General features: G+C 65.9%; 19 protein-coding genes. 11 read left to right on the top strand and 8 right to left on the bottom strand.

Going from position 1 to position 18,655, the window contains the following annotated elements; translation table 11 throughout:
* Positions 1 to 94 precede the first annotated feature (94 nt).
* The 3 genes from HNP46_RS18730 to HNP46_RS18740 all read left to right on the top strand — a co-directional run bounded on the left by HNP46_RS18730 (position 95) and on the right by HNP46_RS18740 (position 3,281).
* A complete protein-coding gene (locus tag HNP46_RS18730) occupies positions 95 to 1,090 on the top strand; it encodes an aliphatic sulfonate ABC transporter substrate-binding protein (protein ID WP_184591834.1) in 996 nt (331 codons plus the stop codon).
* A gap of 10 nt (positions 1,091 to 1,100) precedes the next feature.
* On the top strand, positions 1,101 to 2,057 hold the full coding sequence (locus HNP46_RS18735; protein ID WP_184591836.1) for an ABC transporter substrate-binding protein: 957 nt from the start codon (positions 1,101 to 1,103) through the stop codon (positions 2,055 to 2,057).
* A 252-nt stretch (positions 2,058 to 2,309) separates the two neighbouring features.
* A complete protein-coding gene (locus tag HNP46_RS18740) occupies positions 2,310 to 3,281 on the top strand; it encodes an aliphatic sulfonate ABC transporter substrate-binding protein (protein ID WP_184591838.1) in 972 nt (323 codons plus the stop codon).
* A gap of 57 nt (positions 3,282 to 3,338) precedes the next feature.
* Here HNP46_RS18740 and HNP46_RS18745 read toward each other — a convergent pair whose 3' ends face one another.
* A complete protein-coding gene (locus HNP46_RS18745; RefSeq protein WP_184591841.1) occupies positions 3,339 to 3,767 on the bottom strand; it encodes a hypothetical protein in 429 nt (142 codons plus the stop codon).
* 779 nt (positions 3,768 to 4,546) lie between these two features.
* Complete coding sequence (locus HNP46_RS18750; RefSeq protein ID WP_184591843.1) at positions 4,547 to 4,783, bottom strand: hypothetical protein; 237 nt, start codon at positions 4,781 to 4,783, stop codon at positions 4,547 to 4,549.
* A gap of 262 nt (positions 4,784 to 5,045) precedes the next feature.
* Here HNP46_RS18750 and HNP46_RS18755 point away from each other — a divergent pair, with 262 nt between their 5' ends.
* Together HNP46_RS18755 and HNP46_RS18760 are read left to right on the top strand one after the other, a co-directional pair.
* Positions 5,046 to 5,306, top strand: a complete 261-nt coding sequence (locus HNP46_RS18755; RefSeq protein ID WP_184591845.1) for a hypothetical protein — start codon at positions 5,046 to 5,048, stop codon at positions 5,304 to 5,306.
* 146 nt (positions 5,307 to 5,452) lie between these two features.
* On the top strand, positions 5,453 to 5,620 hold the full coding sequence (locus HNP46_RS18760; protein ID WP_184591847.1) for a general stress protein: 168 nt from the start codon (positions 5,453 to 5,455) through the stop codon (positions 5,618 to 5,620).
* 110 nt (positions 5,621 to 5,730) lie between these two features.
* Here the strand turns inward: HNP46_RS18760 and HNP46_RS18765 are convergent, their stop codons facing one another.
* From HNP46_RS18765 to HNP46_RS18780, 4 genes are all read right to left on the bottom strand, one after another.
* Positions 5,731 to 5,904 carry a hypothetical protein gene (locus HNP46_RS18765; protein WP_184591849.1) on the bottom strand — a complete coding sequence of 58 codons (174 nt, stop codon included), beginning with the start codon at positions 5,902 to 5,904 and terminating at the stop codon, positions 5,731 to 5,733.
* Positions 5,905 to 5,930: 26 nt separating this feature from the next.
* Complete coding sequence (locus tag HNP46_RS18770; RefSeq protein WP_184591851.1) at positions 5,931 to 6,323, bottom strand: response regulator; 393 nt, start codon at positions 6,321 to 6,323, stop codon at positions 5,931 to 5,933.
* A 165-nt stretch (positions 6,324 to 6,488) separates the two neighbouring features.
* Positions 6,489 to 6,695, bottom strand: a complete 207-nt coding sequence (locus HNP46_RS18775) for a hypothetical protein (RefSeq protein WP_184591853.1) — start codon at positions 6,693 to 6,695, stop codon at positions 6,489 to 6,491.
* A 262-nt stretch (positions 6,696 to 6,957) separates the two neighbouring features.
* Complete coding sequence (locus HNP46_RS18780) at positions 6,958 to 9,513, bottom strand: bifunctional diguanylate cyclase/phosphodiesterase (RefSeq protein ID WP_184591855.1); 2,556 nt, start codon at positions 9,511 to 9,513, stop codon at positions 6,958 to 6,960.
* 300 nt (positions 9,514 to 9,813) lie between these two features.
* Between HNP46_RS18780 and HNP46_RS18785 the strand changes: the two genes are divergently transcribed.
* The gene (locus tag HNP46_RS18785) at positions 9,814 to 10,455 is read left to right on the top strand and encodes a phosphoribosyltransferase (RefSeq protein ID WP_184591857.1); all 642 of its coding nucleotides are present in this window, start codon (positions 9,814 to 9,816) and stop codon (positions 10,453 to 10,455) included.
* Between the two features lie 87 nt (positions 10,456 to 10,542).
* On the opposite strand, the gene HNP46_RS18790 is transcribed toward HNP46_RS18785, so the two are convergent.
* Entirely contained in the window at positions 10,543 to 11,583 is a 1,041-nt protein-coding gene (locus tag HNP46_RS18790; RefSeq protein ID WP_184591859.1) for a LacI family DNA-binding transcriptional regulator, read from the bottom strand.
* A 233-nt stretch (positions 11,584 to 11,816) separates the two neighbouring features.
* Between HNP46_RS18790 and HNP46_RS18795 the strand changes: the two genes are divergently transcribed.
* The 5 genes from HNP46_RS18795 (at position 11,817) to HNP46_RS18815 (ending at position 17,985) form a co-directional block, all read left to right on the top strand.
* On the top strand, positions 11,817 to 14,075 hold the full coding sequence (locus tag HNP46_RS18795) for a TonB-dependent receptor (protein WP_184591861.1): 2,259 nt from the start codon (positions 11,817 to 11,819) through the stop codon (positions 14,073 to 14,075).
* Positions 14,076 to 14,179: 104 nt separating this feature from the next.
* Complete coding sequence (locus HNP46_RS18800) at positions 14,180 to 15,502, top strand: LLM class flavin-dependent oxidoreductase (RefSeq protein ID WP_184591863.1); 1,323 nt, start codon at positions 14,180 to 14,182, stop codon at positions 15,500 to 15,502.
* 63 nt (positions 15,503 to 15,565) lie between these two features.
* A complete protein-coding gene (gene mgrA, locus HNP46_RS18805) occupies positions 15,566 to 16,609 on the top strand; it encodes an L-glyceraldehyde 3-phosphate reductase (RefSeq protein ID WP_184591865.1) in 1,044 nt (347 codons plus the stop codon).
* A gap of 4 nt (positions 16,610 to 16,613) precedes the next feature.
* Positions 16,614 to 17,543, top strand: coding sequence for a sulfonate ABC transporter substrate-binding protein (locus HNP46_RS18810; RefSeq protein WP_184591867.1), 930 nt, complete (start codon positions 16,614 to 16,616; stop codon positions 17,541 to 17,543).
* Positions 17,544 to 17,718: 175 nt separating this feature from the next.
* Complete coding sequence (locus HNP46_RS18815; RefSeq protein ID WP_184591869.1) at positions 17,719 to 17,985, top strand: YgaP family membrane protein; 267 nt, start codon at positions 17,719 to 17,721, stop codon at positions 17,983 to 17,985.
* A gap of 28 nt (positions 17,986 to 18,013) precedes the next feature.
* Here the strand turns inward: HNP46_RS18815 and HNP46_RS18820 are convergent, their stop codons facing one another.
* Positions 18,014 to 18,637: a hypothetical protein gene (locus HNP46_RS18820; protein WP_184591871.1), complete on the bottom strand. Its 624-nt coding sequence runs from the start codon at positions 18,635 to 18,637 to the stop codon at positions 18,014 to 18,016.
* Positions 18,638 to 18,655 lie beyond the last annotated feature (18 nt).

An 18,655-nucleotide genomic window follows, 5' to 3' on the forward strand; every position in this document is an offset into this window, starting at 1 on the left:
AGAAACGACGGCCATATCGGCGACCGCACCGGCGGAACGGATAGCCCCAAGAGACCATCCCGGCTTGCGTGCGCAGCCCTATGGAGATTGCCCCATGAAACGATCCTTGCGAGTTCTCGCCGGCCTGTTGGCCGCGACCCTGCTGGCCGGTGCCGCCGGTACCGCCAGCGCCGACGACCCCGTAACCCTGCGCCTGGGGGACGTGAAGGGCGACCGCTACGCCTCGCTGCGCGCCTCCGGCGAGCTGGAGAACCTGCCCTACAAGCTGGAGCTGTCCGCCTTTCCCTCCGGCGCCCCGGTGCTCGAAGCGCTGAATGCCGGAGCCCTGGACATCGGCTTCACCGGCGACATCCCGTTCCTCTTCGTGTATGCCGCGGGCGCGCCGCTCAAGGCCGTGGGAGCCTGGCACTTCAACCCGGCGACGGTGGCGCTGGTGGTCGGCAAGGACTCGCCGATCCACTCGGTGGCTGACCTCAAGGGCAAGCGCATCGCTGTCAACCGTGGTGGCTGGGGGCACTTCATGGCGCTCGGGGCGTTGCGTCGCGCCGGACTCAAGCCCGAAGACGTGACCTTTTCCTTCCTCGGCCCGGTCGATGGTCGCGCCGCTCTGGTGCGCGGCTCGGTGGACGCCTGGGTGCCCTGGGAGCCCTATACCTCCAGCGCCGTGCTGCTGGACGGGGCGCGGGTGATCGCCGACGGCGACGGGATCATGACCGGTTACTCCTATGCGCTGGCCAGCAACGCCGCCATCGCCGGCAAGAAGGCCGCGATCACCGACCTGATGACCCGCCTGGCGCGCGCCCAGGTCTGGGCGCTGCAGCACCCGGATGCATTCGCCGCCGCCCTGACCAAGGACCTGAACATGCCGCAAGCGGTCACCCGGCGTTGGGTCGGCGAGGCGCGCATCAGCCCCATCGTATTCGACGAGCGCATCGCCGCGACCCTGCAGAAGGCCGCCGACTTCTTCCATAGCGAAGGCGTGCTGCCCAAGGCGTTGAACGTCTCGCCGGCTTTCGATTTCAGCTTGTCGCACGGCGCCGCCGAGGTGGCCCGGACCCTGACCGCCGACCTTGCCGTCGGCCAGCGTTGAGGAGCTTTGCATGCGCACTTTCCTGAGCCTGTTCCTGCTGTTTTCCCTCGCGACCGGCAATGCCTTCGCCGCCGAGCGCGTCACCCTTCGCCTGGCCGACCAGAAGGGCAACATGCGTGCCCAACTGGAAGCGGCCGGCGCCTTGAAGGACCTGGACTACGACATCCAGTGGTTCGAATTCCCCGCCGCCGCACCGTTGGCCGAGGCACTCAACGCGGGCGCCGTGGACGCCGGGATCATCGGCGACGCGCCCCTGCTGTTCGCCCTGGCCGCCGGTGCGCAGGTGAAAGCCATTGCCGTGGACAAGTCCGATCCCTACGGCACCGCCGTGATCGTCCGCGAAGACTCGGCCCTGCGCTCGGCCGCCGACCTCAAGGGCAAGCGCATCGCCACCGGGCGCGGTTCCATCGGTCACTTCGTCGCGCTCAAGGCGCTGGCGGCGGCCGGGCTGAGTGAAAAAGACGTGGAGTTCCGCTTCCTCGGCCCGGTAGACGCGAAGATGGCGCTGGCCAATGGCTCGGTAGATGCCTGGGCCACCTGGGAGCCCTATACCGCGCTGGCCGAGACCGCTGACAAGGCGCGCGTGCTGGCCAACGGTCGCGGGCTGTGGGCGGGCAACAGTTTCCTTGCCGCCACCGACCAGGCACTGGACGATCCCGCTCGGCGCGAGGCCCTGCAGGATTATCTGCAGCGCCTGGCCGGCGCCCAGCGCTGGGCCTACGAGCACCTGGATGAGTATTCGCGCAGCCTGGCGAAGATCATCGGTTTCCCCGAGCAGGCTGCACGCCTGCAGTTCGAGCGCCGACAACTGCGCTGGCAGGCGCTGGATGCGCAAACCCGAGCCCAGCAGCAGGACACCGCGGACTTCTACCAGGCCCACGGCCTGATTCCCAAACGCCTCGACGTGGCTCCGACCTTCGTCAGCGGCTTCGCCGTGGAGCAGGGGCCGACAGTGGGCGCGCGGTAGCCTGGAAAGCCCTCCGCCAGGGCAGGCCGGAAACCGGCTCAGGGCGGAGGAGAGGGTTGAACGCTCCGCAGAGCACGGCGAGACGGCCCCTCCGTCAGGTATTAATTAAGAACTAAAGATTATTTATTTTAGTTTTTTTATATCTGTAATCTCTGATTGGCCGGACAACCGGACTCATTCAGACCACCCGAACTGTCCCCTGGTCCGCCCTCGCTCTGCGGGCGGCCAACCCGTTTCCGAGGAGCCGTACCCATGTCCCGCCACCTGTTCCTGCGCCGGTTCGCCGTTGGCCTGAGCGCCTCCGTCGCCCTGTTCGGCGCACTGTCTGCGCAAGCCGAAGAGACCCTGCGCATCGGCTTCCAGAAGTCGTCCACGCTGCTCACCATCGTCAAGGCGCAAGGCAGCCTGGATCGCGAGTTGGCCAAGCAGGGTATCAAGGTCACCTGGCACGAGTTCCCCAGCGGCCTGCCGCTGCTCGAATCACTCAACGTCGGCAACGTCGACCTGTCTGCCGATGTTGCCGACACCGTCCCGGTGTTCGCCCAGGCTGCCGGCGCGCAACTGACCTATTTCGCCCGGGAAACGCCGTCGCCCACTGCGCAATCGATCCTGGTGCCGCAGGATTCGCCGCTCAAATCGCTGGCCGATCTGAAGGGCAAGCGCGTGGCCGTGACCAAGGCTGCCGGTAGTCATTACCTGCTGATCGCCGCGCTGCAGAAGGCCGGGCTGAAATTCTCCGACATCCAGCCGGCGTACCTGACGCCGGCCGACGGCCGCGCCGCCTTCGAGAACCACAAGATCGATGCCTGGGTCACCTGGGATCCGTACGTCGCCAGCGCCCAGCGCCAACAGAATGCCCGCGTGCTCGCCGACGGCAAGGGGCTGGCCAGCTACCAGCGCTATTACCTGGCTTCCACCGCCTACGCCAAGGCCCATCCGGAAGTGCTCAAGCAGGTCTTCGCCGAGTTGCAGAAAACCGGCCGCTGGGTAAAGGAACATCCCACCGACGCTGCCAAGGTGCTCGGCCCGCTGTGGGGCAACCTGGACGTCGCTACCGTCGAACAGGCCAACGCCCGCCGCAGCTACGACGTGCAGCCGGTGCGCGCTGATGGGCTGGACGAGCAGCAACGCATCGCCGATGCCTTCTATGCACAGGGGTTGCTGCCCAAGCCGGTGGACGCCCGCGCGGTGCCGGTCTGGCAGCCGGACGTGGCGAGCAACTGATCATCTCGCGCTGTCGCCTGGTGCAGGTCGCCAGCCGGCAGCGGGTCTTCTATCCAATCAGAATGCGGCGCCCTGGCGCGGCTGCCTGTGCGCGGTGAACAGGCTTTCGGCATTGAAGCCGAGCTTCTGCAGCTCGCAGGCAAGCGCCAGGGACAGCTCGTTGTCGCCGGCATTACGACCAGGAGCCAGCAGGCGATTAAGCAGAGGAGGGGAGGACTGGATCGCTTCGGGAGGGTTGATGTAGATGGTCAGCGCGTAGTCGCAAGGATCATGGGCAGCCTCCTCTGGCGATTCGTCCTCGGGCCTTCCCCAGAGCACGTACTCGATATCCTTCTGCGCGACGCGGAAGGCTGGAAACTCATTGAATTTCCCGGCGCGTTCGAGCCTGACGCCCAGCGCCAGGGAAATTCGCTTCGCGACGTGTTCCAGAGAATGGGCATCCTGAATTCCAACACCCAGGTACGAGTGGTCGAAGGCAGTCTTCATCACGGCTCAGTCATCCGGCTAGGTTGGCCACGGCAGTACGAGCCGGCAAGAGAACGGCGACTCGCTCCAGGGCACATGCAATGCCATGGCGCTCGGTATCCTGGCCTGACGACAGCAGAACCGCCATTCGCGGTAACCATCAACCGTGCGCTGCACGGTGCAGACGATCAGGCTTGAGCGCGACAGAACAGTCCAGCGACAAACTGCGGAAGCCAGCGTGAGCGTTCCATGACGAGAGCATGTGGATTGTTGTTTCCCATAATCTCTCTGGAGCAGCTGGCTGCTTTCTATCATTCATTGCTAAGAATCGGGCAGGGGCGATTCATACAGATAGCCAAGCAGGGACTCTACCTTACCCATCTATGTAATTTAACATAATATACATTATGCGAAGTTACCTATAACGAAGCCAGGATCGAGTGTCGCGGATTTCACGGCTCAATGGCTGGATTTCCGCTGCTGAATCTTCGCTGGATGGGTTCTGGCCAAACCTTCGTGGCATTTCAATCTGTAGCGAATTCATCCACCACAGCTCGCCGCGCTAGATTCGATTTCTTCCGGTGCATGTCTGACAGGTTTCCGTCGCGCAGGTCCACGCGAGCTCCGTGCAGTGCAATGTTGCCGCTGCCACGGGTTTTACCCGGCGCATTGCTCGGAATCGGTGGATGCCTGTGATCGGTCGCGTAACGCGTTACTAATAACTCGGCTTGCTTACGGTAACGCGTTACTGTGCACAAGGCGTCCCTGTCCATCGTCCACGCAAGTCGCGCGCTAACGCTTCAGTCCATCACCACCAGCGGATCACCGCCGCCAGCCGGTGCGTGATGCAGCGCCAGGTCGATACGATGGGCTGCATGCAGGAGTAACTCGGCGTCGTTTTCAAGGATGTGCGCTGCTGCCAGCAATGCCGTGGCGGTGCCTGGCGAGGAGATTTCCAGGGCTGCTTCGCGGAGCACTTGGACGACGCAGGTCTCGTTCAACGCCGAGGCCAGCAGGACCTTCCGTAGTCTTTCCATTTCTGCCTCCTGCCCATTGGGCTATGGAGGAATAGTCCTTGTTTGGTCTCCACGCGTGGCTACCCGACGACTGACGCGCGCTTGCCCGACAGGCGTACCAAGGGGGTGCTGTACTGCCCTCCTCTGCGCCGGTTTCCAGGCGTAATGCCTTGCTGTGCCTGGCTTGCGACGATTCTTTCACGCGACCATAGGCGATATTACGGTAACGCGTTACCATTGACTGCACTGCATTTCAGTAACGCGTTACCAGTCAGGAGTCATCATGAAAGACCTCAAGGACCGAGCTACCCGGGATGCCTTCGAGGCACCGGCAAAGGGGCGTCCGCGTAAGGAAGGCGCCCTGAGCAATGCCGAGAAGCAGGCTGCGTACCGCAAGCGTCGGGCGGAAGCCGGTGGTGGCGCGGTAATGCTCAACAACGAGGAAATCTGGCTGATCTGCCATGCGCTGGATGGCAAGGTCTGGGAGGCCGACGCCGAGCAGCGGCAGAAGCTGATTACCCGACTGCGCAAGCGTGTGATCTGAGGCGCGGGCGGGATTCCCATATAACGGGAATTTTCATCCGGCATGCCCCATCGTTCTGAAAACTAGTCGAACACCGCCGGATGCTGCCTTTCGGATGAAGGGAATGCAGGGCATTCACCCCTTCAATCTATCCGGAGGAAATCACCATGGCCGAACACAGAGGTGGCAAAGGTAATTTCGCAGAAGACCCGCAACGTGCTGCCGAGGCAGGCAGAAAGGGAGGTCAGCGCAGCAGCGGGAACTTCAAGAACGATCCGGCACGCGCCTCCTCAGCGGGGCGCAAGGGTGGCCAGCGCAGCCACGGCAGCCACTGACCGGCGGATCGGCGCAGCCCTTTCAGCCAATACAGCCCGTCTAGCCAATGCTGCATGGACGAACGGCGCCGAGTGATCGGCGCCGTTTTCCGTTGACCGCTGAGCCGCTTCTACAGGGTGCAAAGCACTTCGCTGACCTGTATATCGGCCCGCGAGTCACGTCCCACGGGGCCGTGCAAGGCGCGGACGAATGCCTGGGCCTGGGCCCGGCTGAGGTTTTCCTGCAGCAGGACGGTGCTCATCGGCTGTCCGTCGCGGCGGTAGCGGATCAGATAGGCATGCATGGGACGGTCTCCTGTTCAGTAGGCGCTCAGTTGAGCAGCCAGGGCTGCACCGGCGGGCTGATCAGCGTGCGCTGGATCGCTCCGTCCAGCTCCTCCAGATCGGCCGACTTGGGCAGGATCGGATACGGGGCGTCCTCCTCCCCCGCCTCCGCCCAGGGCGACAGCACCAGCACACGCATACGCGGGCGCAATGGCAGGCAGGCCTCGATCAGGGCGGCGCCGGTCAAGGGGCCGGTGAGTTGCTCGTCGATGAGGAACAGATCGATCACCGACGATGACACCAGGTGTTCGATGGCCTCTTCTTCGCTCAGCGCGCTGAGTACAGCATGTCCCTGGCCAAGCAGGTGGTGCTCCAGGCGCTGGAGTTGTTCGGGTGTTTCCTCGAGAACCAGCACCATCTTGTTGTTGAGTGTCTGCATGTCTTCCATCTCCCGTGTTGAGGCCGGGAGAGCAGCAAGATTCAAGCCTCACTGGGCGGCAGCACTGCATGCCCGTGGCAGAGCGGCCGGCTCAGGCGATGCTGGCAGATTACTGTGAGCAGATTGCCCGAAGGGCGGATTTCCGCGGTGCAGGATGCCCGATACTCAGGCGATGGCGGCAATCTCCTCGACGATCAGCATGCCCCCTGGCGCCCTTACGACGAGCGTGACCTCGCTCTCTGCAACGGCCTTCACTTCGACTTCGATACCCTGGGTCAGCAAGAGCTGCATCGTGCGCTGGCCTGCCTCGCCCTGGAGGATATTGAGGGACAGAACATCACCGACCTTGCACTTGCCTTGATGGATTTGCATGGGAAGTCTCCCGCATAAGCTGATGAAGAGCAGGAGATACTCAATGACCTTCTCGCTTATAGCTGCAGGCAAATTCCTTTTTCTTTATAGGACGGCTCATATATCACTTCATATGCCATCAGGCGAAGCGGCCTAGTCCGACAAGTTGCTTGGCAGAAATCCTCAGGCTGTTAGGGTGAGGGTGTTCCTGTTTTCCCCTGGCCCCTATCCGACGGGGCCTTCTTTTTGTCCGCGTAACGCCTGAATCTGCCCAGGCCGCCGGTCAGGCAGGCTTCCAGGGGCTCCCCGCCTGCTCGATCAGCCGCGCGAGGCGGTCCCGATCCACCGCCTCGCTGAACAGGAAACCCTGCACCTCGCCACACTGCTCGTCTTCGAGGATGCGCAACTGCCCTTCCGTCTCCACGCCCTCGGCGGTGACCGCCAGGTTCAGCGCCTTGCCCAGGCCGATGATGGCCTGGACGATGGAGCGATCGCGGCCGGTGGTGTCGAGGGTGGCGACGAAGCGGCGGTCGATCTTGATGCTGTCGAATGGGTAGGAACGCAGGTAGCCCAGGGACGAGTAACCGGTGCCGAAGTCGTCCATGTTCAGCTTCACGCCCAGGTCCTTGAGCGCCTGCATGGTCAGCAGCGCGCATTCGACGTCGTGCAGCATGGTGTTCTCGGTGACCTCCAGCTCCAGCCGCTCCGCCGCCAGGCCGGACTCCATCAGCGCCTGTTTCACTTGCCCGACGATGTCGGCGTGGGCGAACTGGGTCGGCGAGATGTTCACCGATACCAGCATGCTTTGCGGCCATCCCGCCGCCTCCCGGCAGGCTGCACGCAGCACCCATTCGCCGATATCGACGATCAGGTCGCTCTCCTCCGCCAGCTTGATGAACTCGCTGGGCCCCACCAGCCCGCGGGTCGGATGGTTCCAGCGCAGCAGCGCCTCGGCGGAGACGATGGCCAGGTCGCCGACCCGGTAACGTGGCTGGTAGTACAGTTCCAGCTGCCCCTGGCGCAGCGCGCTGCGCAATTCGGTCTCGCTTTGCTTCTTCGCCAGCAGCTGGCGATCCATGCTGTCGGTGTAGAAGCGCCAGGCGTTGCGCCCGGCGGTCTTGGCTTCGTACATGGCCACGTCGGCGCAGCGCAGCAGGTTCTGCGCATCGCCGCTGGCATCGCCGGACAGCACGATGCCGATGCTGGTGCCGACGTTGAGCAGGTTGCCGTTGTACTCGATGGGCTGGTTGATCAGCCCCACCAGGCGCCGGCAAAAAGCTTCGGCGTCCTCGCGGCCCTGGGACTGGCTGTCGACGATGACGAACTCGTCGCCGCCCAGGCGCGCCACCAGGTCCTCGCCACGGATCGAATCGCGCAGGCGCTCAGCGACTATCTGCAGCACGGCGTCGCCGACCGGGTGGCCCAGGGTGTCGTTGATCGGCTTGAAGCGGTCGAGGTCGAGCATCAGCACGGCCATCTGCTGCTCGCGCGCGCTGCCCAGCAGGTCGTCCATGAAGCTGGCGAGCTTGGTGCGGTTGGGCAGCCCGGTGAGGGCGTCATGCAGCGACAGGTGCTGGATGCGTGCGTGGGCCTCGACTTCCTGGGTGATGTCCGCACTGGTGCCACGATAGCCGCGCCCGCCGGCGCCGGAGGCGGTGAACTTGCAGATGCGGCGCAGGCCGTGGGCGTCGCGGAAGCCGCAGGTCAGGGTGGTGGAATGGCCTTCCTGGGGGATCTTCTCCAGCCAGGCGATCAGGCTGGTGGTGTCGCAGCTGATCAGGTCGTCGATGCGCCGCCCCAGCCAGTCGGCGATGCGATAACCGGTGAGGGATTCGAAGCGCGCCGAGAGGTAGGTCAGCCGATGATTGTCGTCGGTCTCCCAGATCCAGTCGGAGCTGGCCTCGGCCACCGCCTTGAAGCGCTGTTCGCTGGTTTCCAGCGCCTGATTGGAGGTCTTCAGGCTGCGCTGGTAGTGATCCACCACCCGCGCGTTGGCCAGCGAGGCGCGGATCAGCCAGACCAGGAAGACGAATACCAGCACCACCACGGCAGCCCAGGCGCCCACCAGCCGACGCAGCATGTCGCTGCCCGGGGTGGGCGTGCGCCAGGTCATCTCGAAGCCGGAATCCCCCAGGTCGACGGCGTTACCATCGCTGATCCGGGTGTCTTCGGCGCGCACCTGCAGGCCGCTGAGGCCGAAGTCCCGTGCCATCTTCTGCAGTTTGGCGGGGGTCAGGCGGTCGACGAAGATCATCAGCGGGCCGTCCAGCGGCGGGTTGTCGCGGGTCGGCCGGACCAGCGCGGCGGTGGCGATGGCCGGCTGGTCGGCGAAGGTCACGTAACGCGTTACCGCGCCACTGTGTCGTGCTGCAACGGTGGCGGCATCGCGCAACTCGTCGAGGTTCACCGGCATCTCGCCGGTGCAGTGGCTGCGCACCGGCTGGCCGTCGCGCATCACATACTCCTCCCCCGCCTGGTTGAGCACGCAGACCATTTCGTAGCCGTTATCGCTGTAGAGCAGCGACCCGACATTGCCTTCGCGGTAGGCCCAGTCGCTGTTCAGCGGCGCATTGAGGTAGCGGTAGGCGTCGTTCCAGAAGGCGTAGGTGCGGATCAGCGACTCGGACTCGGCGATGCGGTTCTGCAGGGCCTTGTCGGCGTAGAAACTGGTCTGCTCGCGGGCCATCTGGTCCTGCAGGGAGGCGATGTGTCCCATCACCGCGCCGCTCACCACCAGCGCCCCGATCAGGATCAGGATGAACAGCGTCAGGTGCCAGGTGACGGTGCGCTGGGCGGATATCTCGCGAGGCGCGGCGAGCCGGGTGACGTGGGTATTCATCAGCGTCTCTTCTGGGAGGACTTAACACTAGGAGTGACGTGGCGTGCCGATGTTCAACCCAAGGACGTGGGCGGAATGCGCCGGCGACCGCTCGGCCGCATTTCCTGAACCTTCGATAGGGGTGCGGCTCACAGCCCACGGCAGACCCGCGCGCGTCTGGCCCGGCCGTAGCCGGTCGATGCGATGGCTCCCGGCAGGTCGCGATCGGCGCAAAGGCCGTCTAACCTGCAAGCGGGAAACGCATCCGCGAGCGGCCCTTTACCCTGGACAAGCTGCTGTGACTCGCGAAAGGAGGTTCAGATGCCCTCTGTGCAATACACCAATCGCCGCCATGCTGGCGTAGCACTGGCCATGGCCCTGCGCGACATGCCACTGGAGGACCCGCTGGTCCTCGCCCTGCCCCGCGGCGGGGTGCCGGTGGCCAAGGAAATCGCCCGCGCCCTGAACGCCCCGCTGGACGTGCTGCTGGTGCGCAGGATCGGCGCGCCGGGCCACGAGGAGCTCGCCCTGGGCGCCATCGTCGATGGCCCCGAGCCCAACTGGGTGGTGGACGAGCAGATGCTCGAACGCTTCGACCCTCCGCCGGAGTGGTTCGAGCAGCAGGTGCTGGAGCAGATTCGCGAACTGGAGCGCCGGCGCGTGCTGTACCGCGGCGCCAGGGCGCCGGCGAAGCTGGAGGATCGCGACCTGATCGTCGTCGACGACGGCCTGGCCACCGGCAGCAGTGTGCGCGCGGCGCTCAAGGCGCTGCGCGAGCACCATCCGCACAAGGTGATCCTTGCCGTCCCCATCGGTCCGGCGGAAACCGTGGAGAAGCTGCGCGAGGAAGTGGACGCGCTGGTCTGCCTGGACACGCCCACGCCGTTTCGCGCGGTAGGCGATCATTACCGAGACTTTCACCCACTCAGCGACCAGGAAGTGATCGATCTGCTGGCGAAGTGATCTTCCCCTGCCTTTGTAGGAGCGAGCTTGCTCGCGAACAGAACCTGTGCCAGGCGGTTCGCGAGCAAGCTCGCTCCTACAGGGAAGTCAGGCGCTCTCGCGTTCGAGCACCCGGCAACTGAGCAAGTTCAGCCGCTCCACGGCGCCTTCCAGAGGCGCCACGCCAATGGCCTGCAACACCCGCAGCGCGGCGATCTCGCCGATCTCGCGGGCTGGAGGCTTGATGGTGGTCAGGCTCGGCAACAGCATCGGCGCGAACGGATAGTCGCCAAAGCCCAGCACCGCGCACTCCGCGGGAACCTTCAGTCCGGCGCGCTGACCGGCGAGCAGTCCGCCGGCGGCGAGGTTGTCGTTGGCGAAGATGATCGCCTCCGGCCGCTGCGTTCCCCGCGCCATCAGCGCTTCCATGGCTTGGCGACCTGCCTCGAAAGGCGCGATCTCGGTGGGCACGAACATCCACGGCTCGCCACCCAGCTCGCGCAGGGTGTCGGCGTAGCCGTCGCGGCGGTCCAGCGCGCTGAAGTCGCCGGGCGCGCTGTTCTGCACGAAGGCGATGCGCCGGTAGCCCTTGCCATGCAGATAACGCACGGCATCGACGCCGACCTGGTAGTGCGAGAACCCCACCTGGATCGGCGCGCGCTCGGGCTGGTAGTCCCAGACCTCTACCACCGGCATATCTGCGCCCGCGATCAATTTTTCGGTGGCAGCCGTGTGGAAGTGGCTGGTCAGCACCAGCGCCGCCGGGTTCCAGCCGAGGAAGGCGCGCACGGCGCTTTCTTCCTTGTCCTCGGAGAAATAGCTGGAGGCCAATAGCAACTGGTAACCATGGGCAGCCAGGGTGTCGCTGAAGGCCTGGATGGTATCGGCGAAGATCGGCCCGGAGATGTTCGGCACCACCATCCCCACTACCCTGCCCCGCGCCGATGCCAGCCCGCCCGCCACCTGGTTGGGCACGTAGCCCAGCTCCTCCACCGCCGCGCCGATACGCTCGCGCAGATCCTCCGACAGCTGTGCCGGCTGGTTGAAGAAGCGCGACACACTGATAGCCGAAACGCCCGCCCGCTCGGCGACCGCTGTCAAGGTCACGCGCCCTGCGCCACGGCGTTTGCGGGGTGTCTGGTTGGCCACGGGGCTCTCCTGCTCCTGGGTTCCGATCTGCTTATTCAGGAATATAAACGTAATTTTTAATTATTTGACGATCTATCTGGCGATTCAGGATACTCGTCGATGTTAGCGCTAACAACACAAACTGTCCGTACCGAACCAGCCACTCGCACGAGCGAGCGCTCGTGACAATCCCGTAGAGAAAAGGCGCCCCGGCAAAGAGTACCGAGGGCGGACCAGGGCACGAAGGAGTGGCTATGCAATCGCAACAACGGGGGACGCTCGGCCGTCCGTCATTCACTGGTCGGCGCAGCGCGCTGGCCCTGGGCATCGCCAGCGTGATCGGCGCACTGGCCTGCAGCGCGCAGGCCGCCGAGACCACCGCTGGCACCAGCCAGTCCGCCGATTCGGCGCCCACCCTCAAGGCCGTGACCGTCACCGCCACCCGCCGCGAGGAATCGCTGCAGAAGGTGCCGGTGGCCGTCTCGGTGGTGGACGGCGAGCAGCTGGAACGCGACAACCGCAACAACGTGTCGAGCATCGTCCAGCAGGTGCCGACCCTGAACTTCCGCACCGGCGCCTCGAACAAGGACACTTCGCTGTTCGTCCGCGGCGTGGGCACCATCTCCACCTCCCCCGGCGTCGAGCCCAGCGTATCGACGGTGATCGATGGCGTGGTACTCGGCCGTCCCGGCCAGGCCACCCTGGACCTGCTCGACGTCGAGCGCATCGAAGTGCTGCGCGGCCCGCAGGGCACGCTGTTCGGCAAGAACGCCTCGGCCGGCGTGCTCAACGTGGTCACCCGAGCAGTGCCGGACGAAACCACCGGCTACATCGACTATTCGCACTTCGGCGGCGGCAACGAGAACCGCACCCGCTTCGGCATCGGCGGCACGCTGATCCCCGGCAAGCTCAAGGCCAGCGTCACCACCCTGGTGGGCAGTTACGATGGCAACGTGGACAACGTCTACAACGGCCACGAGGTGAACGGCTACAACCGCGCGGGCGCGCGCACCAAGTTCGAGATCACCCCCAACGACGACCTCAAGGTCACCCTGATCGCCGACTACATGAAGGGCAACGACGACGGCCCCAGCGGCGTCATCACCAGCACCTCCAGCGCGGCCTTCGCCAACGCCCTGCGCCCGGTGACGCCGGACAGCGACAACCGCAAGATCAACAGCGACTACCGCACCCACGTCGACGACACCAACAAGGGCCTGTCGGCGCAGCTGGACTGGAACCTGGGCGACTACACCCTGACCTCCATCAGCGCCTGGCGCGGCTGGGACAACACCCAGTGGCAGGATGGCGACCGCCTTTCGCAGGTCACCGCGAGCCTCCCCAGCTCCCACGACAAGGGCGAGCTGAACTACGACCAGTACTCCCAGGAGCTGCGCCTGGCCTCGCCCAGGGGCGAGTTCCTCGAATACGTCGGCGGCCTTTACTACATGCACGCCGTGGACGACGAGACCTACCGCCGCGTCGTGACCTCCACCACCGCGCAGAACACCGGCGTGGCCGACTACAGCACACGCAGCGACACCTACGCGGTGTTCGGCGAGAGCACGCTGAATTTCACCGACGACTTCCGTGGCATCGCCGGCCTGCGCTACACCCACGACGACCTGGAGTACGACCACCGCCGCCGTTCCACCTCGGCCACCGCAGTGACCGGCATCCAGCCGTCCACCTCCAGCTCCGGCTCCACCGACGAGGACGGCTGGTCCGGCCGCCTCGGCCTGCAGTACGACCTCAACGAGCAGCTCACCAGCTACCTCACCTACTCGCGCGGCTACAAGGGTCCGGCGTACAACGTGTTCTTCAACATGCAGCCGCGCGACACCGAGGCGCTCAAGCCGGAGACCTCCAACTCCTGGGAAGCGGGCCTCAAGGCCACCGCGCTGGACAACCGCCTGAGCGCCAACCTCGCGGTGTTCCACACCGTCTATGACAACTACCAGGCGAACTTCTACGACACCGTCGCCGGTCAGGTGGTGACCCGCCTGATCAACGCCGGCAAGGTCAAGACCGAGGGCGCCGAGCTGGACTTCAGCTACCAGGCCACCCGCCAGCTGAAATTCTCCGGCGCCGTTGCCTACACCAAGGCACGGGTCGACAGCTTCGCCTGCCCGGCGGGCGCTGCGTCCAGTTGCAACGTCGACGGCAAGCCGCTGCCCTTCACGCCGGACTGGAAGAGCTACGTACGCGCCGACTACAGCATCCCGCTGGACAACGGCCTGGATGTCGAACTGGCCACCGACTACAGCTGGCAGGACAAGGTGCAGTACGACCTCAGCCAGAACCCCGACACCATCCAGGGCGCCTACGGCCTGTGGAACGCCAGCATCGCCCTGGCCGACTACAACGACGGCTGGCGCGTCGCCCTGTTGGGCAAGAACCTCACCGACAAGTCCTATTCGCCCCTGCTGGCCAGCGGCGGCAGCTACATCTACCGCATGGTGCCGCGCGACGATGGCCGCTACTTCGGCGTCGAGCTGCGCAAGGACTTCTGAGCCTTTTTACCCAGCCACACGCGGCGCCGGCTCGCCCCGGCGCCGCCGACAACAACACCCACGCCGCCTTGCGTCCAACCCGACGGACACACAGGAAAACCGACATGACACGCACCCTTTCCCTTGGCGCCTTCCTCATGGCTACCGGGCACCACGTCTCGGCGTGGCGCCACCCGGAGGTACCGGCCGACGGCGGCCTGGATTTCCGGCTGTACAAACGCCTGGCGCAGGTGGCCGAAGCGGCCAAGTTCGACGCCGTCTTCGTCGCCGACAGCGTTGCCGCGCCCACGAGCGAGATCGCCAGCCGCATGGCGCGCTCCGACCACTTCGAGCCGCTGACCCTGCTCTCGGCACTGGCAGCGGTGACCGAGCGCATCGGCCTGATCGGTACGGTGACCACCAGTTACAACGAGCCGTACCACGTGGCGCGCAAGTTCGCCTCCCTCGATCACCTTTCCGCAGGCCGTGCCGGCTGGAACCTGGTGACCTCCGACGCCGCCGCCGAAGCGCTGAACTTCAACCGCCAGGAGCACTTCGGCCACGCCGAGCGCTATGCCCGCGCACGGGAATTCCATGAAGTGGTGACCGGCCTGTGGGACAGCTGGGAAGACGACGCCTTCACCCGCGACAAGATCAGCGGCCAGTACTACGACCCGGCCAAGCTGCATGTGCTGCACCACGAGGGCGAGCACTTCCGTGTGCAGGGCCCACTGAACGTGGCGCGCTCGCCCCAGGGCCGCCCAGTCATCGTCCAGGCCGGCAGCTCCGAAACCGGTCGCGAACTGGCCGCGCAGACGGCCGAAGTGGTGTTCACCGCGCAGACCTCCCTGGCCGCCGCACGCGACTTCTACAACGACCTGAAAGGTCGCCTGCCAAGCTTCGGCCGCAGCGCGGACGACCTGCGCATCATGCCCGGCGTGTTCGTGGTGGTCGGCCAGAGCCAGGCCGAGGCGCAGGAGAAATTCGAGGAGTTCCAGGAGCTGGTGGAGCCGCAGGTGGGCGTCGCGCTGCTGTCGCGCATGCTCGGCAATTTCGACCTCTCCGCCTACCCGCTGGACGGCCCGCTACCCGAGCTGCCGCTCACCGACAGCGGCCAGCGCAGTCGCCAGCTGCTGCTCACCGAACTGGCCGGGCGCGAGAACCTCACCCTCGCCCAGCTGGGCCGGCGCATCGCTGGCGGACGCGGGCACTACAGCCTGATCGGCACGCCGACGCAGATCGCTGACGAGCTGCAGGCCTGGTTCGAGGGCGGCGCCGCCGACGGCTTCAACGTGCTGGTGCCGCACCTGCCCGGCGGGCTGGAAGACGTGGCCAATCACGTCGTGCCCGAACTGCAGCGACGCGGGCTGTTCCGCCGCGAGTACAGCGGCCACACCCTGCGCGATCACCTCGGGCTCAAGCGCCCGGCCAATCGCTACACACTTTGACGACTCACGGGCCGCATCCGCTGCGGCCCGTTTCAACAGCGGCTCGTTTGCAAAGGAACTCCCATGACCTACCTCGCCCACCCCGACCGCTACCAGCGCGTCCCCTACCGCCGCGTTGGCCGCAGCGGACTGGTGCTGCCCGCCCTCTCCCTGGGCCTGTGGCACAACTTCGGCGACAGCGTGCCGCTGGAGCGCCAGCGCGCCCTGCTGCGCACCGCCTTCGACCTGGGCATCAACCACTTCGACCTGGCCAACAACTACGGCCCGCCCTACGGCAGCGCCGAGATCAACTTCGGCCGCCTGCTGCGCGAAGACTTCGCCGCCTACCGCGACGAGCTGGTGATCTCCACCAAGGCCGGCTGGGACATGTGGCCCGGCCCCTACGGCCAGGGCGGCAGCTCGCGCAAGTACCTGCTCTCCAGCCTCGACCAGAGCCTCAAGCGCCTGGGCGTGGACTACGTGGACATCTTCTACTCGCACCGCTTCGACCCGCACACGCCGCTGGAGGAAACCGCCGGCGCGCTGGCCAGCGCCGTGCAGCAGGGCAAGGCGCTGTACGTGGGCATTTCGTCCTACTCCGCCGGCAAGACCGCCGAGCTGGCCGCGCTGCTGAAGGAATGGAAGGTGCCGCTGCTGATCCACCAGCCGGCCTACAACCTGTTCAACCGCTGGGTGGAGAAGGACCTGCTGGCTACCACCGACGAACTGGGCGCCGGTGTCATCGCCTTCACCCCGCTGGCCCAGGGGCTGCTCACCGACCGCTACCTGCACGGCGTGCCGGCCGATGCGCGGGTCAACCAGCCGGGCGGTGCCTCGCTGCGGCCGGAGCACCTGTCCGAGGACAACCTGCGCCGCGCCCGCGCACTGCACGAAATCGCCCAGCGTCGTGGCCAGAGCCTGGCGCAACTGGCGCTGGCCTGGGTGCTGCGTGATTCGCGGGTGACCTCCGCACTGATCGGCGCGAGCCGGCCGGAACAGATCGTCGAGAACGTCGCCGCCCTGGACAACCTCGTCTTCAGCGCCGACGAGCTGGCGGAGATCGATCGCCACGCGGTGGAAGGCGGCATCAACCTATGGGAGAAACCCTCCCACGACTGGAAGGAGTAAGCCGGTGAATCTGCTCAATCGACTGCTCGCCGGTCTGCTGTTGATCGTGGCGGGCACCGCGCAAGCGCAGGACCCGGCGCAACTGCGCATCGGCTACCAGAAGGCCTCGGTGAGCCTGGTGCTGGCCAAGGAGCACGGCCTGCTGGAGAAGCGCTTCCCGCAGACGCAGGTGCAGTGGATCGAATTCCCCGCCGGGCCGCAGATGCTCGAAGCGCTGAACGTCGGCAGCCTGGACCTGGGCTCCACCGGCGACATCCCGCCGATCTTCGCCCAGGCCGCCGGCGCCGACCTGCTCTACGTCGGCGTCGAGCCGCCCAAGCCGCAGGCGGAAACCGTCGTCGTACCCAAGGACAGCCCGATCCACAGCGTCGCCCAGCTCAAGGGCAAGCGCGTGGCCTTCCAGAAGGGCTCCAGCTCGCACAACCTGCTGCTGCGTCTGCTGCAGAAGGAAGGCCTGAGCCTGAAGGATATCCAGCCGCTGTACCTGACCCCGGCCGACGCCCGCGCCGCCTTCGAAAGCGGCCGCGTGGATGCCTGGGCGATCTGGGACCCGTGGTACTCGGCATTGCTGCTGGACGGCCATGCGCGTTTGCTGGCGGATGGTTCGGCGGTCGGCCTGAGCGGGCCGTTCTACCTGTCCAGCCGCGAGTATGCGGGGGCCCATCCAGCCTTCATCCACCAGGTGCTGGACACGTTGAACCAGGCCGAAGCCCTGACCCGCAGCGACGAAGCCGGCAGCGTGGCGATCATGGCGCGCGTGACCGGGCTATCTGCGGCGGTGATCGAGGAAACCTTCAGGCACCGTCCGGCCTCACCGGTGCAAGCCGTCAGCGACGCCGACATCGCCGCCCAGCAGCGCACCGCCGACCTGTTCCTCGCCGAACGCATCCTGCCCCGCGCCGTGGACATCAGCGCCGCGCGCTGGCAGCCCTGACCCGCAAGCCGATGGAGCGCCACACTGCGGGCGCCGGCCTACGCGAACTGCGCACCGTTGACTGCACGCCGTTGATAGCTTCGACGGAACCTGGGCGCCCCACGCCGCTCCCAATAGCTGAGCGGTGCGGGATTGTCCGTACCGCCATGTCCCCGCTGAACAGGAGGCCCTGGACATGAATGGACAGAATCTCGGTGGATGGGAACGCGCGCTTTCCGTGGCGATCGGCCTGGCCGGCGTCGGCAAGGGGATTCGCCGTGGCGGCGTCTCCGGCTGGCTGGAAGTGGCCGCGGCAGTCCTGGTGGTCAAGCGTGGCCTGACCGGACACTGCGCGGTGAAGGACGCCTTCAGCGGCCGGGATCGCTCGGTCGTCGCCGAGATACACCCGCTACCCGAACCGTCACCGCGCCGTCGGCCGGCGCGTTCGCGCGCCAGCGGCTGAACAACAGCCCAGGCGCGCGGGGCGCGACTCAGCGCTTGCTCTTCTTCGCATCCAGGCCCGGCCGGGCGAACTTGACGATCAGCAGGCTGCCGCTCTGCTCGCGCTTGACCGTGACCTCGGCCACGCGGATGTTCGTCGGCAGCGAGGCCAGCACCTGCTTGGCGCTCAGGCCGGGCTTGACGTACTGGTCGAGCTGTTCGTAGAGGCGGTAGGTGATATTGCCGCTGCGCAGCGCGTGGGTCTCGAAATCGCCGATGGCCTTGGCGTCTTCCGCAGAGCGGTTGGGGTTCAGGGTGTGGGCCAGGACGTCGACGACGTTCTTGTCGTCGGCGATCGCCACCAGCATGTAACCCTTCGCCACCTGCTGCAGCACGCGCCGGTACGCGGCGTCGCTGTATTCGCCGTAGAGCGCCGCATCTTCGAGCTTCTGCTTCTCGAAGGTCAGCGCGAGGCGGAAGCGCCCGCCGGCGTACTCGACGTTTTCCTTGCAGCGCGCGGTGACGCCGGTGGATACCAGGCACGGCGCGAAGCCCTGCTTTTCACCGATGCCCTTGAGCGCCGCGCCGTGGTTGTACTTGCCGAACAGCGGATCAGCCGCCGAAGCCCAGCCCGCCACGCACATCAACAGTGCTCCGATTGCCCATCTGCCCATCACGATTTCGTTCCACTC

It is taken from the genome of Pseudomonas nitroreducens, assembly GCF_014204515.1.
Lineage (GTDB): Bacteria > Pseudomonadota > Gammaproteobacteria > Pseudomonadales > Pseudomonadaceae > Pseudomonas > Pseudomonas nitritireducens_A.